Here is a 19,594-nt window from a genome sequence, read left to right as displayed (position 1 = left end):
GAACTTACTTGATGCACCCAAACAGAATCAAATCGCGTCCTGGGTCTCCAGAGGATTGCCACCTTTCTCCAGGAGAATCGTACAGGTTCTCGAGGTCTCTGAAGAGGGTAGAGCACGCAACGGTCCTCCTCAGTTGCTGACCCTTCCGTCTCCGGGTCGGAACGCATCCATTCGCGTCGACCCCTATGGACGCTCCGAGATTCAAGTGGGCAATTGATCAGACCCTCGATCTGCAACCGATAACTCGATCCAGTTCGACCCCGAGAGGGCGTTGAACCTGAGCGACCTGAAATGGTTCGACCAATCACCTCAGGTCGATCGCGAAATCGATTGTCCTTGCTCGCATCACAACGATGAAGGCGAAACGGTGGCTCCATCCCTCTCCATTGTGCAATCGAAAGACTTCCGACCAAGGTCGGCTCTTTCTGGGAGGTACCGACGGGAAAAGGGGGAGTGGTAGATCGTCTCCCCCAAGAGGTCGAAAGAATGGCTCAACGATTAAAAAAAGAGACGAAAATTGTGACGCAATCACGTCATGTTTTTGCGTGTTTACACATCTCTTCGAGCAACCAGCAACCAATCAACCTCTGCGCTTATCGTCCGGGGAACGGTCCATCACGCCAGGACCAGTCCGGCCATCGCGTGTTGGCCGACCCCATGGTCGTTTCCCCATTAATGAATCCCGCAAGAAAGACGATCAGTGCCATTCCGAGAATCCCTGTCGCGATCCACCCAAACCAGGGGAATCGTTCACGATCACCTTCCGTGTCATGCCGATGGTTCATGACGGAATTGGGTCTAGCGAAGCCCACATAACCGATCATCAGGGCCAGCATGACCCAGAAGACCGTGTGCATATTGATCTCGTTCGTTCTTGGAGCTTTGAAAAAGTAGAGGGCATTAAGATTCTGAAAAAGTAACATGGTGAACGATAGCCAAAGAACCGGAAATGCAGGCCACCGTTGATTGCGTCGAAAGTGAAGGAACGACCAGACGGCAACTCCAACAAATCCAAGAATGCAAACTCCGTTGATCATCATGAGCACAAGCTGTGCGAGTTGATCGGGACCATCCCAACCTTCCGTCGCCAATGTCTCCGACCAGCTTGCGAGTTTTTCCTCAGGTTGAATCCGAGCCAATCGATGCCAGAGTGGAAGGAATCCCAGGACTGTCAAAATGCCGTAAAACGAAGCGAGACGAATGTTAGAATCTTCGGAAGGCTCCGGATACGATCGGTTGACCATGCCGAAGCAGAACATGAACCCCCCAATCATGCCGCAACTGACTTCCATCACATTCCAGTGATTAATCTGATACCCATAGACTCCTTGAAGCGCATTGGAGAGATTTCCGATCAGTCTTCCTCCGGCCATGCCCAGGCCAAATCCCAGATAACCGAGAACGGCCCCACGTAAACCATCGGATTTCTTGTTGAGCGCAAGCCAGATCAACTGACCAATCGCCGCTCCCATGAAGACGATGGAGATGTTGTTCCGAGGGGGATTGATCTGAAATCCCAGAAAATTGACCACGACCAGAGAAACAACCCATCCCCCGACAAATACACTACCAAGGAGACCAAGCCACTCACTGGTTCGCAATGGTTTCCGTTCGAGCATCAACCCGATCAAGGCCCCACCAAAGGTCCCCCAGGCAGAGCCTTGAAGGAACAGGGTCAAGAATCCGTAGGCATAGTTGAGAAACGTATCAGACTGGGCGTATCCATGAAGCAGGCCGTAACTCATGGTACCACCCGAGCCGATTCCCATGGCTGAGAGTGCTGCAAGGATCGGCATCCACCGGTAGAGCGCTCGCTGCCCACTGACAAAAGCCACGGCTAGCCCAAGTGCTGCCCCCGGATACATGGCTCCGATCGAGTGGCCAAAATCTCCTCGAATCCCCCATCCCAGCCCCACGGCGAGGGCAACGAACAGACTCCGAACCATACGATCCCTAAGACTCATCCTCAATTCTCCCTGAGTGAAGCGAACGTTTGGTGACCGGCTTATCGCTCTTTCGTGTTTTGCAATCGTTCCTTCAACGAATGGAACTGAACGGTACGGCCTCGATTTTGCGAAGTTCTTCTACCTCCGTGATTTTGTGAGAAGGTTTCCAACGATCTCCGAAGACTCGTTACACTAGACGAATTGGCCGGCCTGATCCAAGGCGAACAGTCTGAACGAATTCTCAAGAGGGGATCATTATGGGGTTGGCACCATCCATCGTGCTGAAAGCGGCCTTGCTGCTTGGAGGAGTTCACCCGGCTCCAACAATTGAACCATCCGAGTTTCAAGATTTGTTTTTAGCCTCGTATGATGGCACGCTCGAACTGGATGAATCGCTTGCCAAACGCATTCAGGGCTTTCGTTACATCTTCGTGCTGGGCCTGATGAATGAGCGATCCCCTGGCTATCTCGATCAGAATGTTCGGGAATTGGAAGCAATGGGAGTCCCTTCGAACCGAATTCACCGCATTGCTCCCAGCTCAAATGCGAGCTTTCGAGAGAATCTGGACGAGATCCGGGCCGCTTTCAAGAAGGTTGCAGATCAAGGTCCGGAACCGCTCGTGGTGATCGGACACAGTCGAGGGGCATGCGACGCCCTTGCATTTGCCCTGCACGAAGCCGAGTTCGTCAGCGAACGCGTGATTGCATTGTTCCTGGTTCAAGGTCCCTTCGGTGGAAGCGGAGCGGCAGATTACGTGCTCGGAAGTGGAGTCCCGATGGATCGGAAAATCTCCCCTCCCGCGCGGGCCCTCGCAAACCTCTTTCGCAATGCAGCAGCACGAAAGTTGGAACGAGGGAAGCATTCAGGCATCGTCGATCTGACCAGCGATGCATCGGATCACTTCTGGAAACGGCTTCTTGCATCTCGAAGGTCCGCGATTCCCATCGTCAGTCCTAGGACGTTTTACATTGAGGCTACCGTCCCTCCCTCTCGACAGCCTCCCTTCCGACGCCCCGTCGCTCGCTATCTCGAAGCCTACTATGGGCCAAATGACGGGTTGGTCGCTGCGGGAGACCAGTACTTGCCCGAACTGGGCACTCGGCTCGGAATTCTGGAGGTCAGTCACATGGATCTGACCCATCGGTTCCCCGCCGGCCGACCTCAGCGTCGGCTCCGAGGAGCACTCGTCCAGGCGATTGTCGTCGCCGTTGCTCGTCTCGATGAGGCAGATCGTTCCTCGGTCGATCAAGTCTCGCAGGACGCCTCGCCAAGATAAGTCTGGATGAGTTCCGGCAATTCAGCTGTGAATTTACTCCGAGGAAGGACCGGATCGCAACCAACGTCTCGCGCCGCCGACAGGGATTTCACATCCACGTGCGATCCGAACGCGAGAAAACGAGCCGTCGGGACGATTTTCCGATAAGCCAGCAGGACGTCTGGTTTCGCAAAGTGGGGATGGGACAGGTCGACAAGAACCACTTTGGGGCGCCACTGCTCGAGCATCGATTGAGCAAGTGGGTCCGTCCCCGCGACGAGGACTCGATAACCCAACTCTCGGGCCGTTCCGGTGATCTTGCTCGTGAAGATCAGATCCTGACAGAGCAAGATGCCATCCGGTCCTTTGGGGGCATGTGTCTCACGATCACTCATGATGTGAATCTCATCGGGTGCTGGTACAAACGTCGAACGTCGAGCCCTCAGCCGGTCGGGTCAGATCGCCTCGGGTCCACACTCTCCCGTGCGAATCCGGATGCAATCGTCAAGCGGCAGGATGAAGATCTTGCCATCGCCGATCGCACCATCCTTGCCCGTGCGGGCCGCCGAGATGATGGCATTGATGGTCGGCTCGACGAAGTCTTCATTGACGGCGATTTGAAGTTCAATTTTCCGCAACAGATTCACCGTAAATTCATGTCCCCGGTAAACCTCGGTAAAGCCGCGCTGTCGTCCAAACCCCTGAACATCCATGACGGTCAATCGATGGACTTCGACTTTCGAGAGCGCAAGTTTGACAGCCTCCAGCTTTGTTGGCTGAATAATCGCGATAATCAGTTTCATGGCCGCCCTCATTCTCGAAGAATCGAACCAGTGCCGGTCAAGCCGGGCGGTGGGTTCTCGTCGCAAGCGCTCTGAAATGGGTCGGCTTGCCGTGACGGAGTCGTAAATCGATACTGTACCGAAATCAGGACAATCAACGTAGAAGAAGGGCCGAGATCACGTGGATCTCGACCCCTTGAACCCGAATCGTGCTTCAGTTCTTCCTCACTCGAACAGCTCAACTCGAGGGAGGAGCGCTGAACGGTGAATTGGCCGGCGGTAACGGGATGTCGAACGGATCGGTTCCGCTCGGACGGGCAGGGGGGCTATCCGGAGGGCTCGTCGAATCGGTCGACGATGACGACCCGTTCGACGGCGAGGGCGTTTGAGACGGCGAGGGCGGCACGATGCTCGGCCCCGCATTCGAAGGTGCGCTCATCACCGTACCGGGGGCCATCTGGCCCGGCGTCATCATGGTCGTCGGCCCAGTGATGATCGGTTCAATGTGCGTCCCACCCTCGAAGGGATAGGCCGATTGATAGGGATAGCCACAATTCGGTCCGGTGCAGGGGGCCGGGAAGTCGTCGCAGGTATCGCAGTGGGCGCATCCGACTGCGAAAGCCGCCAGCGAGGCGGCCAGGACGAGCTGGCGGGGCCGCGGCATCATTGGGTTTCCTTTCCTCGATCGGCCAGATGATGGCCATCCGTGAAGACCCTCGGACCGTCGATCTTGCCATGACAGGCCCGATCTGCTGAAGATCCCCTAAAGAATCCTCACGCGACCGTCTCGACCGCGTTCCGAGGTTCGGAGTCGCTCTACGAGGGGCCGCCGCGCAGGTCCTTTCGGTCCGGCGACTCTCCCATTAGTTCGTCAGATCGGCAGAAGCCGCAACCGAGGATGAACGGAAATGCCCCAACACCCCCTCGACGAGGAATCCTCTCCTCCGATCCGATGGAACAGGAAAGGTCCAACACATGACCTGATCCCAATCGGCAACCCAACTCAAGCGGTGCGAACCAGATCGGAGTGCGACTCCAATTCGGCCGTGCAGTCATTCTGGAAGGATCAAAAAGTCCGAGACGTCCGATTGGAACGTCGATCCTCTCATCAGAGCACCGCGAGTTGACCTCGGGTGACTCCGTAGTGATTCGTCGCCTTCAGAGCTTTCCAGAGTAACCGGGCATCACAACGGCCCGCGATGGCATCCTGATAAAGCCCCAGGATCCGCTCGACTGCCTCCGGGCTGTCATTCAGGAACTCGACCCTCAACGACCGAAGTCCTTTGCGGATCAAGCCTGGCAAAAATTCGGCCGCAGTTTGCGGAACGGCATTGTAGAGCGTATTCCGGCAACCAATGTCGGCCGTCAAGGGGTGTTCCTTTCCGACACGATCTCGGAGCGACACCTCATGACGGTCACAGGGTCGGCCGCAATTGGTCTTGTTCGTTCCGGGCGACAGCACCGCGCAAAAGACACAATGCTCCATATGGAACATCGGAATCTGCTGATGAACGACAACCTCCAGCCACGCCGGAGGAGTGACCCTGATCAAGTCAAACAACTGGTCCGCACTCAGGTCGTACGATGCCGTAACCCGAGACGCTCCCCGTGCCTTCAACCATTCAACCGTCAGATCGTTCGCGGCGTTCAAAGAAAAATCCGCGACGAACGGAATCCCTTGATGCGTACAAAACGCAATTCCGCCGGCATTACGCACCAGAAGACCATCCGCCCCCTGCCTGGCCAGAAAGCGGAACAGGTTTGCCTCTCCGGGCTTCTCGATCCGAGTGGTGGCGATCCAGACTTCCGGAGTTCCTTCTCCTTGCCGAGCAATCGCCACGGCCTCCTTGTAGCGCTTGATATCGTGAAAGTCGAGATAAAGCGTCGAAACTCCAGACATGCGTGCGGCTTCGACCTGCTCAACGGTTCGGCAGAGGGCGAGCAACTGGGGCTCAGGTGCACCGGCCGTATCCCCCATCAGGTCCGCGCGCAATCGGAGCGATTCCCTGAGCTTCGGCAAGACCAGGGGTTCGGCGAGGGTTCGTTGGGGAGCCCTCGCGGCAGCGTCATCGAGTCGATCGACAAGCATCCGCCTCAGCTCGTTCAAGAGGCTGAGTGGAACCATGGGAGCCCCTTCAATCGTCACGTCCAGCGATCGAAGCTGATACACTGAGCCTCCGAGCCGATCAAGCTGGCTTCGAATCGTGTCGGTGTCAGCAGCCCGATTGATTGCGGGATTGAGCGGAGCGGCAGACTCCACTCGGGCATGATAGCCCGTGATCGTCGTCCCCTCCATCACCAGCGTTTCGCCCGAAATGGCCCGCACACGAAGGTCAAGATCCACTCGCCGTTTCGACGAGCCATCAAAGGTTTTTTTCAGGCGCTTGCTCAGCTCCGGATCATCCGTTTTCCAGAGCCGCTGGCCGGGAACAACCCGACTCAAATCGAAGTCGCGACGACCGAACCCAAGCAACGCCGGTCCAGCGGTGAGCCCTTCCGCACCTACGGCGGTCGTCACCGATCGACGACCCTTCCCGGGTCGATCGACCTCATAAACCCGCCCACCTTGCTCCGGAGCCCCTCTCTTGGAATCGGCGTCAAGGACCACCCCATCCCCGGGCTTGATCGGAGAGGCGAGATCCACCCGAACCCGATCGCCAACGACCTCGACCACCCGTCCCAGGAACACGCCTCGCTTCTTGGCGTAATCGCCTCGTACCAGGCGTTTGTGATTATTCCCATTGAAAAAGCCGTGGCTGAACCCTCGGGAGAACGACATCTCCATCTCGTAGATGTCGCGATCGCTGATCGGGTCGGGCTGACCACTGATGGCGGCGTCAATGGCCTTCCGGTAGTTCCTCGTGATATTGGCAACGTACTCGGGCCCCTTGAGCCGGCCCTCGATCTTCACACTTGAGACACCAAGCGCAACCAGCTCCGGGATCAGATCAAACGCCGCAAGATCCTGAGGGCTGAGCAAGTAGGAGATGTCTCCCAGATCGACCCGTTCTCCGTCTCGGATCACCTCATATTCCATCCGGCAAGCCTGGGCACACTCCCCTCGATTCGCCGACCGCCCACCCAAGGCCTCGCTCGTTAGGCACTGTCCGGAATAGGCAACACAGAGCGCACCGTGAACGAACACCTCGACCGGAAGCCGGGTCTGCTTCGTGACATTTGCGATCTCACGGAGGGACAGCTCGCGAGCCAGGATGACGCGCGAGCAACCTAGCTCCTCCGCCATCCGAACCCCGGCGGCGCTCGTGATCGACATCTGAGTCGAGGCGTGAATCTCCAGATCCGGCGTGAGACTTCGAATCAATCGGGCGAGTCCGAGGTCCTGCACAATGACCGCGTCCACTCCGGCGGCGGCAACTCGTCGAACGATCTCCTCAACTCGCTCCAACTCCGCCGGGAAGACCAGGGTATTGAGCGTGACATACCCCCGGACCCCCCGACGATGCACCAAGGCCATGATCTCAGGCAGCTCATCGAGCTCGAAATTCGTTGCTCTTGCCCGGGCATTATGCCCACGCAACCCAAAATAGACCGCATCCGCACCATTCTCGACCGCCGAGATCAGGCAGGAGCGATCCCCGGCCGGAGCAAGCAACTCGGGACGAAGCCGGACGAAAGTGACATGAGTCTCAGGCGCAGATTCGATGGTGGACACAGCAGGATGGCAGCGGGCTATAGGAAGGAGAATCCGTCGTCGATTCCGTCTGGAATTCGACCGCAAAGCACTATCATTCGTCATCGACTGGGGATTCGGCAAGTCGAAACCGCCCAGCCCTCGACGGTTCAGGAGTGTTTGACATTCGCTCAGCAAACGGTCACATTTGACTTTTGTCGCGACCGATGATCGGCTTGAACGCAAAGAGACCGTGTCGGAGGCCATGCATGAACGGGGACTTTACCCGATCTCCATTGGCAACGCTGGGTGTCATCCTCCTTGGGATCGTCCCGCTTCGCTCGATGGCGGACGAACCAATTACCCAGGAGGTCCTTCCTCCTCCTGCCGACCGCCCGATCGACTTCCAGACCGACATTCAACCCATTCTCGATGCACGTTGCGTTTCCTGTCACGGTCCCGAGGCCCAGAAGTCCGGCCTTCGGCTCGACTCACGAGACGCGGTATTGCAGGGTGGCGACCTCGGTTCGTCCATCGAGCCGGGAAACAGTGCCGAAAGCCTGGTGATTCATAAGGTCACAGGCTTCGACAACGAATCCTTGATGCCCCCGAGCGGCGATCCGCTCTCGGACCTCGAGATCGGTTTGCTCCGAGCCTGGATCGACCAGGGTACCCAGGGAAAGCCAACCGATTCGACGACTCCAACGCTCCGTCGCACCAGCAACCACTGGGCATTCCAAACAATCCAAGACGCCGAGCCTCCCTCGGTGTCGGGCGAGTCCTGGGTCCGTACTCCAATCGATGCGTTCATCCTCGATCGCCTGGATCGCGAAGGTGTGACTCCCTCGCCCGAGGCGGATCGTGTGACCTTGATTCGACGCCTTTCACTCGATTTGACAGGGATTCCTCCGACTCCCGACGAGGTCGCCGCATTCGTCGAGGATCCGGCACCGAATGCCGTAGAAGCCTTGGTCGATCGCCTCCTTGGAAGTCCCCACTACGGTGAGCGCTGGGGACGCCACTGGCTCGATCTCGCACGTTATGCCGACAGCGACGGTTACGAAAAGGATAACCCTCGACCCGAGGCCTACCGATTCCGCGATTGGGTCATCAACTCCGTCAACTCCGATCTCCCCTTCGACCAGTTCACGATGGAGCAATTGGCTGGCGACCTCATTCCGGACGCCTCTTTGGAGCAACGCACGGCCGCGGGATTCCATCGGAACACCTTGACCAATACCGAAGGGGGTGTTGACAAGGAGGAATTCCGGGTCGCCGCCGTGGTCGATCGCGTCAATACAACCGGCACCGTCTGGCTCGGCTTGACGGTCGGCTGTGCCCAGTGCCATACCCACAAGTACGATCCGATCACTCAGCGCGAATATTATCAGCTTTTTGCCTTTTTCAATGCGAGCGACGAGGACAATCTACCGCTCGAAACGCCTTCGGACCCGTCCCCCGACGAATCGACGGCGGAAAAGCCCAACGCCACGCCCAATGCCCCCGACCCCCACGTCCGAACCTTCCGCGAACAGCCTCCCGAGTCCCGTCGCCCGACGCATATCCTCATTCGAGGCGATTTCCTCAGACCCGGTGAAACCGTCGATCCCAACACCTTCGAGGTCCTGCCGCCATTGGCTCCCGAAGGAGCGGTTCCCGATCGGCGTGATCTCGCTCGCTGGCTCGTCGATCCTGAGAACCCCTTGACCGCCCGGGTCACGGTCAACCGAATCTGGTTTCACCTCTTTGGTCGGGCCCTCGTGCCGACGATGGACGACTTCGGCACGCAAGGCGAACCGCCAAGCCACCCGGAGTTGCTCGACTGGCTTGCCTCTGAGTTTCAGCGCCTCGGCTGGAGTCAGAAGGCCCTGATCCGGACCATCGTCCTTTCCTCAACCTATCGACAGGCATCCTCCGCTCGACCCGAGCTCGACGATCGTGACCCTCAGAACGTCTGGCTCGCCCGCCAGAACCGGGTCCGTCTGGAAGCCGAGATCATCCGCGATGCCTCGCTCGCCGCTGCGGGACTCCTGAGCACAAAGGTCGGCGGGCCAAGTGTCTTCCCACCTCAACCCTCTGGAATCTCAGACCTAACCTACGCCCGGAGCGCCCGATGGCAAGAGAGCACCGGAGAAGATCGCTACCGGAGAGGGCTTTACACCTTTTTCCGACGGACCAGCCCGTATCCGATGCTCACCACCTTCGATGCTCCCGATGCCAACGTCTGCGCCGTGGGTCGCGAAACGTCGAACACACCGCTTCAGGCCCTGACATTGCTCAATGACGCCGTCTTCGTCGAGTGTGCCCGGGCATTGGCAATCAGGGTTGCGCGGGAGTCCGACGGCGACCTGGTCACCTCGGCCTTCCGCCTGGTGCTCGGCCGGTCACCGTTCCCAGACGAACGAGCGATTCTCGAAACACTTCATCAGGAGTTTCTCTCGACCTTTCATCACGATTCGGAGGCCGTCTCGATGCTGCTCGGCACCACTTCGGTTCCCGACGACCTGGATCGTGAACAGGTCGCCGCCTTGACTGCCACCGCTCGGGTGCTCTTGAATCTTGACGAATTCATGACCAGGGAGTGATCGAATCGGGTTCGGCAGCCCCTTCGATTCGCCGATTCGATCAAACCCGGAGCCAGCGATGCATCCGATCCTCGACGCCATCCATCGATCCCGACGCGACTTCCTCACCGGCTCGGCGAGTGGAATCGGCCTGGCCGCACTGGCATCGATCCTCGGCGAACAGGGATTGCTCGCCGCTCCTCCGGCGGATCGAGAAACGTCCGATCGCCGGGATGATCCACTTGCTCCTCGCCCCCCTCACTTCGAGCCCCGCGCAAAGGCGTGCATCTGTATTTATCTGGAGGGCGGACCAAGCCAGATGGATCTGTTTGACCCGAAGCCCGAGTTGAACAGACTCAACGGCCAGCCGCTGCCCGAGTCATTTACCGAGAATGTGCGCTTCGCGTTCATACAAAAAGAGTCGGCAACGGTCATGGGATCCCCTCGAACCTTCCGCCCGAGGGGAGAATGCGGCATGGAACTCTCGGACTTACTGCCCCACCTGGGGCAGTGTGCCGATGACCTGGCCCTGATCCGTTCCATGCATACCGATCAGTTTAATCATCATCCTGGGCAGTTGATGATGAACACCGGATCGGCGATGTTCGGCCGTCCGAGTGTCGGATCTTGGCTCACCTATGGTCTCGGGAGCGAGTCCCAGGATCTGCCGGGATACGTCGTGCTGACCACCGGTCGGGGAACCAGCGGGGGAACCTCGAATTGGTCGAGCGGTTTCCTTCCTTCAACCTATTCCGGGGTGCTTTTCCGAGGTCAAGGTGACCCGGTCCTCCACCTGAGCAATCCCCCCGGTCTTTCCCAATCGCTCCAACGTGATTCGATCAACGCCATTTCTGCCTTGAATGCCCGACGATTCGACGCGGTCCGGGACCCGGAGATCAATAGCCGGATCGCCTCCTACGAGCTGGCCTTTCGGATGCAGGCCTCCGCGCCGGAATTGATCGATCTCTCTGGAGAGTCGGACGAAACACTCGAACTCTACGGCGTCGGTCGCGAAGACCCTGAGGGTGGCGGCCGGGGCAGTGGGTCCGGTGTCTACAACCAGTTCGCCACCAACTGCCTACTCGCGCGTCGTTTGGTCGAACGTGGCGTTCGCTTCGTGAACATCTACCATGCCTCGTGGGACCATCATAGCAACCTCGACGCCGAGCTCGCCTTCAACTGCGGAATGGCCGATCAGCCGGTTGCGGCCTTGATTACCGACCTGAAACGCCGAGGTTTGCTCGACTCGACGCTGATCCTCTGGTGCTCCGAGTTCGGCCGCACTCCGCTCGGGGAAAATCGCCCCGGATTTGCAAAGGTGACCGGCAGAGATCATCATCCTTTCGCCTTCTCCCAGTTCCTTGCCGGTGGCGGGATCAAGAGCGGTCAGGTCATTGGCAAGACCGACCCGATCGGCTGGAACGTCGTGGAAGATCCAATCCATGTTCACGACTACCACGCTACAATTCTGAAGCTCTTCGGTTTCGATCACACCCAACTGACCTACCGCTATCAGGGCCGAGACTTCCGCCTCACCGATGTCGCCGGGAACGTCATCGATCGCCTCATTGCCTAAGCCTCGAAGCTGGCCACTCAAGCGCTCCTCGATGCCACTCCAGACGCGCCTCGGCAATCGGCTCTCCAACGGAACGCGTCTTGCCACACTTTCCGATGTGCGATTGAAGAGAGCATCGAAAACGAGCCTCCCCGGAAGCACTTATCCCGAGTCGCAAGTCGTGGTTGCCACCAGGAGGGCAGGGGGAGTAGGGTGGCGATCATTCGATTGATCAGTGGAGATGGAAACGGTCCATCGCCACGGGATGGCCACGATGGCCGGTTGCACGAGTCATCGGGAGCGAAGACGAATGAGTCGCGTGATTCGATGGGGAATACTGGTCCTCTTGCTGAGCCTTGGCAGCACCTCCGCTCAGGAGACGCAGAGTCGACAACCATTTCCGGAATGGCTCGTTCATTGGGAGCCAGTCGAGCAGAATCCACTGTTCGAAGGCACGGGAGGAACCGCCTGGGACTCCAAGATCCGGGAACGGGGTTGGATCTGCCGTGAGCCGGACGGATCGTATCGGCTCTGGTACACCGGATACAACGAAGATCAATCCCCCACGCGGTACCTCGGTCACGCCACCTCGCCCGATGGCATCGTTTGGACCCGAGACCCAAGGAACCCGCTCTACACCGATCACTGGGTCGAGGACATGTGTGTGCTTCGGCAGGGCGATCTCTACTACATGTTTGCCGAGGGAAAAGACGACGTCGCCCACCTCCTGACCTCCTCCGACGGGATCGTTTGGGAACGTCAGGGGCCTCTCGACGTTCACCTGACCAATGGCCAACCCATTCCACCGGGCCCTTACGGCACACCCACGGTCCTGGTCAAGGATGGGGTCTGGCACTTGTTTTACGAACGAGGAGATCGAGGGGTCTGGCTTGCCACCTCAACCGACCTCCGCGTCTGGACGAACGTGCAAGACGAACCGGTCATCGCCCTCGGGCCAGAGCCCTACGATCAAACCGCCGTGGCCTTGAACCAGATCATCGAGCACGACGGCGTCTATTACGGCATCTACCACGCCAACGCCCATCGTCCCTGGCGTGACTGGACAACCTGTCTGGCACGATCGACCGATCTGATTCACTGGGAAAAGTTCTCCGGCAACCCAATCATCGCAAACAATCGCTCCAGTGGAGTCTTCGTTGAAGAACCGGACGGCTGGGTTCTTTACACCATGCACCCCGATATCCGCCGCTTCGAGTCCCACGGATCGAGCAACAAAGCGGATCGTCCTTGAACAGACCGAACGATGTTGAACGCGGAAGCTCGCCACCGTGTTCCCCTCTGATTTGACGACAGTTCAACTATCGGGATCACCGACCTCACCTCTCGTCGGTCTGAGGCCTCCTTGCCCCAGACCGATTTCCTGTCATCACCACGGCCTCAAGACATGACTCGAACCTTCATGACTCGATACTATCGGTGCGTGGTGGTGGCCGTCGCTTACCAACCGAATCCGGGATACCCCCCAAAGCCGGGGAACCGTCCGTACCCCGGCCCGCCCCGACCCGGGAATCCAACCTGGCCAGGCAGACCGTAACCGGAACGGAACTCCCGGTAAAACGAACCGCCGTACCCGTAGCCCGGGCCATATCCGGGAACACCGCAAACCGGCGGCAGGGGCGGCGGGCAGATGGGAGGCACCGGCACATGCCTGCAGGCCGACTTGCACCCGAAGTGGCATCCCGATGCCACTCGGGAGGTTCGGCCGACCCCCACGTTCACGCTGATCCCACCGAAGCTTCCGCCAGGGCCAATCCCGAACCCCGGACGGTGGCCGAATCCCGGGCCGAACTGAGCCGCGGCCGGACTCGGTGCGCCGAGCATGACAATACCACCCGCCACCAGAGCACCGAAAAGACTCAAGGTATTCAGATTGAAACGCATCGGAGATTCCTCAATCACGGGGTGAACTGCGAGTTGATCCTTACGGGATGCCCCTTCGCCTCAAACCGTTCCGAATCGGTGATGTCCGGGGCTCCGTGGCTCCTCGTTTTGAATCAATCCAACACCTGCCGACCGGGGTGTTCGAGTCGCGTTTGAGACAGCGTGGACCCGTTCCCATCGCAACTCGATCGTGGCCCGATCGACAGCGTCGGGCTTATCGCATCGCCCGTGCCACAACCCGGAATTTGCCAACCCGCCTTCACATAACTTTCGCTTTGAAAACAACTTGAAGCGACGATTCGTGTCGCGATGACCGTCAATCAGCCGGGAGTCCCCACCAAGATCCTGGCAACGAGTGGGAAATCTGTTGGGTCAACACGAGAGCGATCGAGGCGTTCGTACCCCGTTGATCGGCGACGATTAGACCCACGGGGCATTCCGTCCAAACTGGGCTTCCCCGACCGAAAGGCTTCTGGTATCAACCGACCCGCGGAGCAACACGCGCCGTGACGGGTGGGACCCGATCGGACGGGTCCACCGAGCCGACGTCGGGACCCTCACGGACCGATCGGTCCCGGCCCGTCCGTCGATCGACGGAGCCCTCGGATCGGGACGACTCCCAAGGAGTGGGAGGCGAAACCATGACCCGGTGGTGGCCGACCCGCTCACAGAACGGTGATTCCGCCGTTCGAGCACGGTTCCCAAGGATGGGGAGCGTAGGCATGCCCCTGCGGATGTCAATCGCCGCGGTAATCTCGCTGGGGCTGACCGTTGGCGTCCATTTCGTCACCGGACAGGCCGCCCAGCAACCGCCTCAGGTCGCTCAGCCGACGGCCCCAATAGCGTCGTCGACGGGAGACGATGCGCAGCTTGAACCGCCTCGGGTGGCGAGTCCTGCCGCAATGTCCCGAAACGCCCCGTCCACTCCCGAACAGGTTACTCCACCCCGAGTGGCCGAATCCGGTTCCCACACCACCAGAGCGAACCTCCCGCAACTCCCCGGATCCGCCGACATCGTGCCTCCCGACGTCGCCTCTCCCCGATCGCTCGACCTCCCTCCGGGCGACGGTTCCGACGAGCTGATTCCCCCCTCCGTCGCCGAATATCCCCCCAGCGCCCCTCTCTCAGACAGCCCGCCGAATCCTCCCGAGGTGGCCGATGCGATGACCTTCGGCCTTGACGAGTTCCCGGAAGTCACCTCAGACATCCCGCAGGTCGAGCACGATCCGGGTCTCGCTGCTCCCCTCGTCCCCGCCACGGCTCAATTCGAGAATCTCCCTGCATTCGAATCCGGGTCGGGCTCCGCAGTGCCCGACTCGACCGAGGGTGGGGATGTGTTCGCTTCCGAGGACCCGTTGCCCGATTCGGGGATCGAATTCAGCCAGTTGTCCGCCGCTTCTGAACCTTCGGCTCAGGAATCCGATCTCACGGGCCTCGATTCGCCAATGCCCGCTCCGGAACCCGTTGAGCCTGCCGACCTCTCCAGCTCTCCGATCTTCGAGACGCCCGGCGATCCTAAAGTCGATCCCGCAGCTCCGGTCGAGGACCCGTTTCGTGTCGGGTCCGCACCGATGGGCCAGGAACCGTCGACAGCTCCGGCCGAAACACCAATCTTCGAAAATCCATCGCCTATCGAGGTTCAACCCGATCCGACCCCTCGCTCCAGTGGGTCCCTGCCCGGTCGCGCCTCCGTGAATCCTCCGGCGTTTTCCTCAGCCGAACCCCCGGCCGACCCCTCGATCCAGACGTCCGCCGCCCCGCGAGACGGCATCGGCGCGATGGCCCAAAGTCTGGGCGACCGTCTTTCGATCGGCCCTCGCGAAATCGGTCTGAACCTCGACGTGGCCATGCCGCAAACGTCGAACATCAACCTGCCCATGAAGGCCGTCATGACCCTTCGGAATGATGGCCGAGACGACGCCTTTGATGTCGAAGTACGCCTTCCGCTCCCCGACGGGCTCGAATTCCTCGAATCCTCCCCTCAACCCGACGAGCAGGTCGACGACGGCCGGATCCTCGTCTGGAAGTGGTCATCCCTCGGCCCCAGCGACACGCGCTCCATCGACCTCACCGTTAAGCCCTTGAAAGCGGTCCCAATGGACCTCGTCCCCCGGGTAACGTCGGTCATGGCTGCCAAGTCGCGTACCACCGTTCAGGAACCTCGGCTAAAAATCGATCTGGTCGGCCCGAACGACGATCAGGTCAAGGGGTCGGAAATCGACTTCAGCATCACGGTACGAAACAACGGAACAGGGCCCGCTCGCCAGGTCAACCTGATCGCCACCCTCACAGGCGGCCTGAAAGGCTATGACCACAACGGTCAGCTTTCCGATGCCCCTCGCTTTGAACAGATGATCGGCGACCTCGCCCCCGGCGAGGTCTTCGGCCCGGTGGTCCTCACAGTACTCGCCGACAGCAAAGGAATGCAGAACTGTACGATCGAGGCCCTGAGCCCCGACGTCGTCCCCGCCACTCCTGTCAGTGCCAAGCCGGTCAACATCGTGGTCCCCGAGCTTGTCCTCGATGTCGTCGGTCCCGAAAGTCGTCCCGTCGGCTCCGTCGCCGAGTACACTGTGACCATCACCAACCAGGGAACCCGCTTTGCCTCCGATGTGGCCGTCGCCCTCTTCGCTCCGGAAAGCGGTGTCCCCGACGTCCCGAAAGACGCCAAGTACCGCCAGGACCCGGACAAACGCTTGCACAGCATCTACTGGCGCATTCCTCGGCTCGACAAGGGAGAATCCCGCCAGTTCCGCGTCCCCATCCGGCTCGACCGCATCGCCCTGTACACCGTCGAGGCCGCCGCCCATTGCGAAGGATTCCGCGATCCCCGAGACACCCAACGCTCCCAGAAAACCACCGAGGTCATGGGCATCCCCGATGTCAAGATCGTTGATGTGACCCGTCGCGACACCGTAATCGACGCGGGCGATACCACCGAATTCGAAATTCGGATCAAAAACATCGGCTCGAAGGAAGCCACCAACGTTTTCGTCGACTTCTACACCAACGAATGGATCACCGTCGAACGGACCGATCCCTCGAACGCCAAGACCAGCGACGAAAACCCCTACCACCACGGCTTTGACCCCATCGACCGCCTCGCTCCCGGAGCCGATCGAACCTTCATCGTCACCGTGAAGGCTCAGAAAGCCGGACCCGCCATCGCAAACTTCGATGTCCATGTCTACTGGGAAGGAATCCCAGACACCGCTGCCGTCCGCAGCAACAATCACGTCCGGATCGCCGAGGGACAGATCGCCCGATCCGGCTCAAATGCCTCTCAGTAATTCAGACTGGATCTCTCTGAACGACGCGACCGTCTTCTTGACCGTCGCGTCGTTTCGTGCGCGAAGCGGCATCTCCCCTCTCAATCCGCATGCCGATCCCATTACAATGGCCTTTCTCGATGACGCCCGGACAACGGCCGGGCCATCGCCATGCGATCTCACCGTGCGAGGCCACCATGCGACCGTCCATCCTCTCCGTGCCGACCCCTCTTGCGATTCAACGTCGTACCGCCCACCCCCTCATGCTCCTACCAGCCTTTGTCATGCTGCTGACGGCAACCGGCCCCCACCTCCTGGCGAATGATGGCCCCAACCGCCTTGCCGGCGAGTCGAGCCCGTACCTCCTCCAGCACGCCGAAAACCCGGTGCACTGGTTCCCGTGGGCCCCTGAAGCGTTCGAGGCCGCGAAAGCCCAGAACAAACCCATCTTCCTCTCCATCGGCTACCGATCCTGCTACTGGTGCCACGTCATGGAACGCGAATGCTTCGAGGACGATGCCATCGCTGCGCTCATGAATGAGCACTTCATCTGCATCAAGGTCGACCGTGAGGAACGCCCCGACGTCGATCAGATCTATATGACTGCTTTGCTCGGCATCACCAGGGGGAGCGGCGGCTGGCCCCTCTCCATGTTCCTCACACCCGACGGCCGCCCATTCTATGGCGGCACCTATTTCCCCCCCCAACCGCGCGACGGCCTGCCTAGCTTTCCCCAGGTCCTCGACGCCATCCACGACGCCTGGACAAACCGCCGCGACGAGGTCGAGCAGGACGCGACCCAGCTCACCGCCTACGTCCGACGCCTCTCCGACGTCGGCCCGGCCATCGAGGACGTCCCCCTCTCCCGGGAACTCCCCGAACAGGGGCTCGATGCCCTTTCCCGACGCTTCGACCCCGAGTACGGCGGCTTCGGCTTCGATCCCCAGCAGCCGAAGCGCCCGAAGTTCCCCGAGCCGACGAACCTCGTCTTCCTCCTCGACCAGGCCCGCCGCGGCCGAGCCCCCGCCGGTTCCCTCCCCGAGCCGAAGGAGATGGTCCTCAAAACCCTCGACCAGATCAGCCGAGGGGGCATCCGCGACCACCTCGCCGGAGGCTACCACCGCTACAGCACCGATCGCTCCTGGACCGTCCCCCACTTCGAAAAAATGCTCTATGACAACGCTCAGCTCGCCTCCGTCTTGCTCGATACCTTCGAGCTGACCGACGATCCCCGTTGGGCAGACGAGGCCCGTGCCACCCTCGACTTCGTCGCCAAAGCCATGACCCTTCCGCAAGGTGGCTTCGCCTCGTCCCTCGATGCGGAAACCGAAGGAGAAGAAGGTGCCTTCTATGTCTGGACAACTGAAGAGGTGAAAACTGCTCTTGGCAACGATGATTCTGCATATAACCTGTTTGCCCGCGCATACGGCCTCAACCTCGCCCCGAACTTCGAGGACGATCGCTTCGTTCTCCTTCGTCCCGATACCCCCGGCGATCTCGCCGTCGCCCTCGGTCTCGCTCCCGAGCATGTGGAGGATTCCCTCGCGCCGCTCCGAGCCAAGATGCTCGACGCCCGCAACCAGCGCGAGGCTCCCTTCCTCGACGACACCGCCCTGACCGCCTGGAACGCCTTGATGCTCGCCGCCTTCGCTGACGGTGCCCGCGTGCTTGACGAACCGTGTTACCTCGCCATCGCCAACCGCGCCGCCGACTTCCTCCTCGAATCGCTCCGAGACGCCGACGGTAACCTCCTCCGCTCCTTCCGGGGCGGCTCCAGCCGCGTACCGGCCTATCTCGAAGACTACGCCTTTCTGATCCACGGCCTCCTGCGCCTGCATGCCGCGACCGATGCCCCCGAGCGGCTCGACCAGGCCCGCGACCTGGCCGACCGAATGATCGCCGCCTTCGCCGATACTCGTCGCGGCGGGTTCTACTTCACGGCTGACGATCACGAAAGCCTCGTTGCTCGCGTCAAGGACCCGTACGACGGCGCCCTCCCCGGCCCGAACGCCGTCGCGATTCTCGACCTCCTCGCCCTTCATCGCCTCTCAGGCGACCCGCTCTACCGCGACACCGCCCGAGATGCCCTGGACGCCTTCGCCCCGTCGATGGGACGCTCCCCCGCGTCGGCTCCGCTGCTCCTTCTGGCTGTCGACCAGTTGCTTGACCTGGAAAACGCGACGCCCGCCCCACCCGCCAACGCCCCATTCACCCCCGGTCGCCTCCGCTTGCCCGACGGTCCCGCCAACCCGGCAGCCAATCGCCCTGCGGTGGTCTCCGCCAGCGCCTCGCTCCCTCAGGAGCCGATCCGTCCCGGTACGCCGTTCGAAATTCGAGTCACCCTCTCCATCGACACGAAGTATCACCTCAACGCCAATCCTGCCGGTGCTCCCAACCTCGTCCCGACCCTCATCACGCTTCCGGACGACTCCCCGGCCGAGTTGCTCGACGTCTCCTACCCCCCCGGAGCACCGCTCACTCTTGCGGGTCAGGATGCCCCCATCTCCGTCTACTCCGGTACCGTGACTTCTGTCGTTCGTCTCTCGATTCCCGAATCTCAGAAGGCTGATCCGCTCGGCCTCACCCTTTCGATCCGATATCAGGCCTGCGACGATCGCTCTTGCCTCGCTCCCGCGTCGATCACCCTTCCTGTCTCGCTCAAGGTCACTCAACCCTAAATCACAGTTTA

11 protein-coding genes are annotated in these 19,594 nt (G+C 60.2%); 6 read left to right on the top strand and 5 right to left on the bottom strand.

Going from position 1 to position 19,594, the window contains the following annotated elements; all coding sequences use genetic code 11:
* Window positions 1–593: 593 nt before the first annotated feature.
* On the bottom strand, window positions 594–1,964 hold the full coding sequence (locus HG800_RS25525) for a hypothetical protein (RefSeq protein WP_169980956.1): 1,371 nt from the start codon (window positions 1,962–1,964) through the stop codon (window positions 594–596).
* A gap of 245 nt (window positions 1,965–2,209) precedes the next feature.
* Between HG800_RS25525 and HG800_RS25520 the strand changes: the two genes are divergently transcribed.
* On the top strand, window positions 2,210–3,223 hold the full coding sequence (locus HG800_RS25520) for an alpha/beta fold hydrolase (protein ID WP_169980954.1): 1,014 nt from the start codon (window positions 2,210–2,212) through the stop codon (window positions 3,221–3,223).
* Here HG800_RS25520 and HG800_RS25515 read toward each other — a convergent pair.
* From HG800_RS25515 to HG800_RS25505, 3 genes are all read right to left on the bottom strand, one after another.
* Entirely contained in the window at window positions 3,193–3,597 is a 405-nt protein-coding gene (locus HG800_RS25515; RefSeq protein ID WP_169980952.1) for a response regulator, read from the bottom strand. The genes HG800_RS25520 and HG800_RS25515 overlap by 31 nt on opposite strands.
* Before the next feature lie 60 nt (window positions 3,598–3,657).
* Window positions 3,658–4,005, bottom strand: coding sequence for a P-II family nitrogen regulator (locus HG800_RS25510; protein WP_169980981.1), 348 nt, complete (start codon window positions 4,003–4,005; stop codon window positions 3,658–3,660).
* Between the two features lie 1,087 nt (window positions 4,006–5,092).
* Window positions 5,093–7,459: a DUF3656 domain-containing U32 family peptidase gene (locus tag HG800_RS25505; protein ID WP_235963962.1), complete on the bottom strand. Its 2,367-nt coding sequence runs from the start codon at window positions 7,457–7,459 to the stop codon at window positions 5,093–5,095.
* A gap of 425 nt (window positions 7,460–7,884) precedes the next feature.
* On the opposite strand from HG800_RS25505, the gene HG800_RS25500 reads away from it, so the two are divergent.
* From HG800_RS25500 to HG800_RS25490, 3 genes are all read left to right on the top strand, one after another.
* Window positions 7,885–10,200, top strand: coding sequence for a PSD1 and planctomycete cytochrome C domain-containing protein (locus tag HG800_RS25500; protein WP_206352460.1), 2,316 nt, complete (start codon window positions 7,885–7,887; stop codon window positions 10,198–10,200).
* A 58-nt stretch (window positions 10,201–10,258) separates the two neighbouring features.
* Window positions 10,259–11,755, top strand: coding sequence for a DUF1501 domain-containing protein (locus HG800_RS25495; protein ID WP_169980941.1), 1,497 nt, complete (start codon window positions 10,259–10,261; stop codon window positions 11,753–11,755).
* Window positions 11,756–12,044: 289 nt separating this feature from the next.
* Entirely contained in the window at window positions 12,045–12,986 is a 942-nt protein-coding gene (locus tag HG800_RS25490; RefSeq protein WP_169980939.1) for a glycosylase, read from the top strand.
* A gap of 206 nt (window positions 12,987–13,192) precedes the next feature.
* Here HG800_RS25490 and HG800_RS25485 read toward each other — a convergent pair whose 3' ends face one another.
* Entirely contained in the window at window positions 13,193–13,636 is a 444-nt protein-coding gene (locus HG800_RS25485) for a hypothetical protein (protein WP_169980937.1), read from the bottom strand.
* Window positions 13,637–14,358: 722 nt separating this feature from the next.
* On the opposite strand from HG800_RS25485, the gene HG800_RS25480 reads away from it, so the two are divergent.
* Both HG800_RS25480 and HG800_RS25475 read left to right on the top strand, forming a co-directional pair.
* The gene (locus HG800_RS25480; RefSeq protein WP_169980935.1) at window positions 14,359–16,926 is read left to right on the top strand and encodes a COG1361 S-layer family protein; all 2,568 of its coding nucleotides are present in this window, start codon (window positions 14,359–14,361) and stop codon (window positions 16,924–16,926) included.
* A gap of 176 nt (window positions 16,927–17,102) precedes the next feature.
* Window positions 17,103–19,583: a thioredoxin domain-containing protein gene (locus HG800_RS25475; RefSeq protein WP_169980933.1), complete on the top strand. Its 2,481-nt coding sequence runs from the start codon at window positions 17,103–17,105 to the stop codon at window positions 19,581–19,583.
* The last annotated feature ends 11 nt before the right edge of the window (window positions 19,584–19,594 follow it).

It is taken from the genome of Tautonia rosea (genome assembly GCF_012958305.1).
Lineage (GTDB): Bacteria > Planctomycetota > Planctomycetia > Isosphaerales > Isosphaeraceae > Tautonia > Tautonia rosea.
This window is presented reverse-complemented; position numbering and strand designations above follow the sequence as displayed.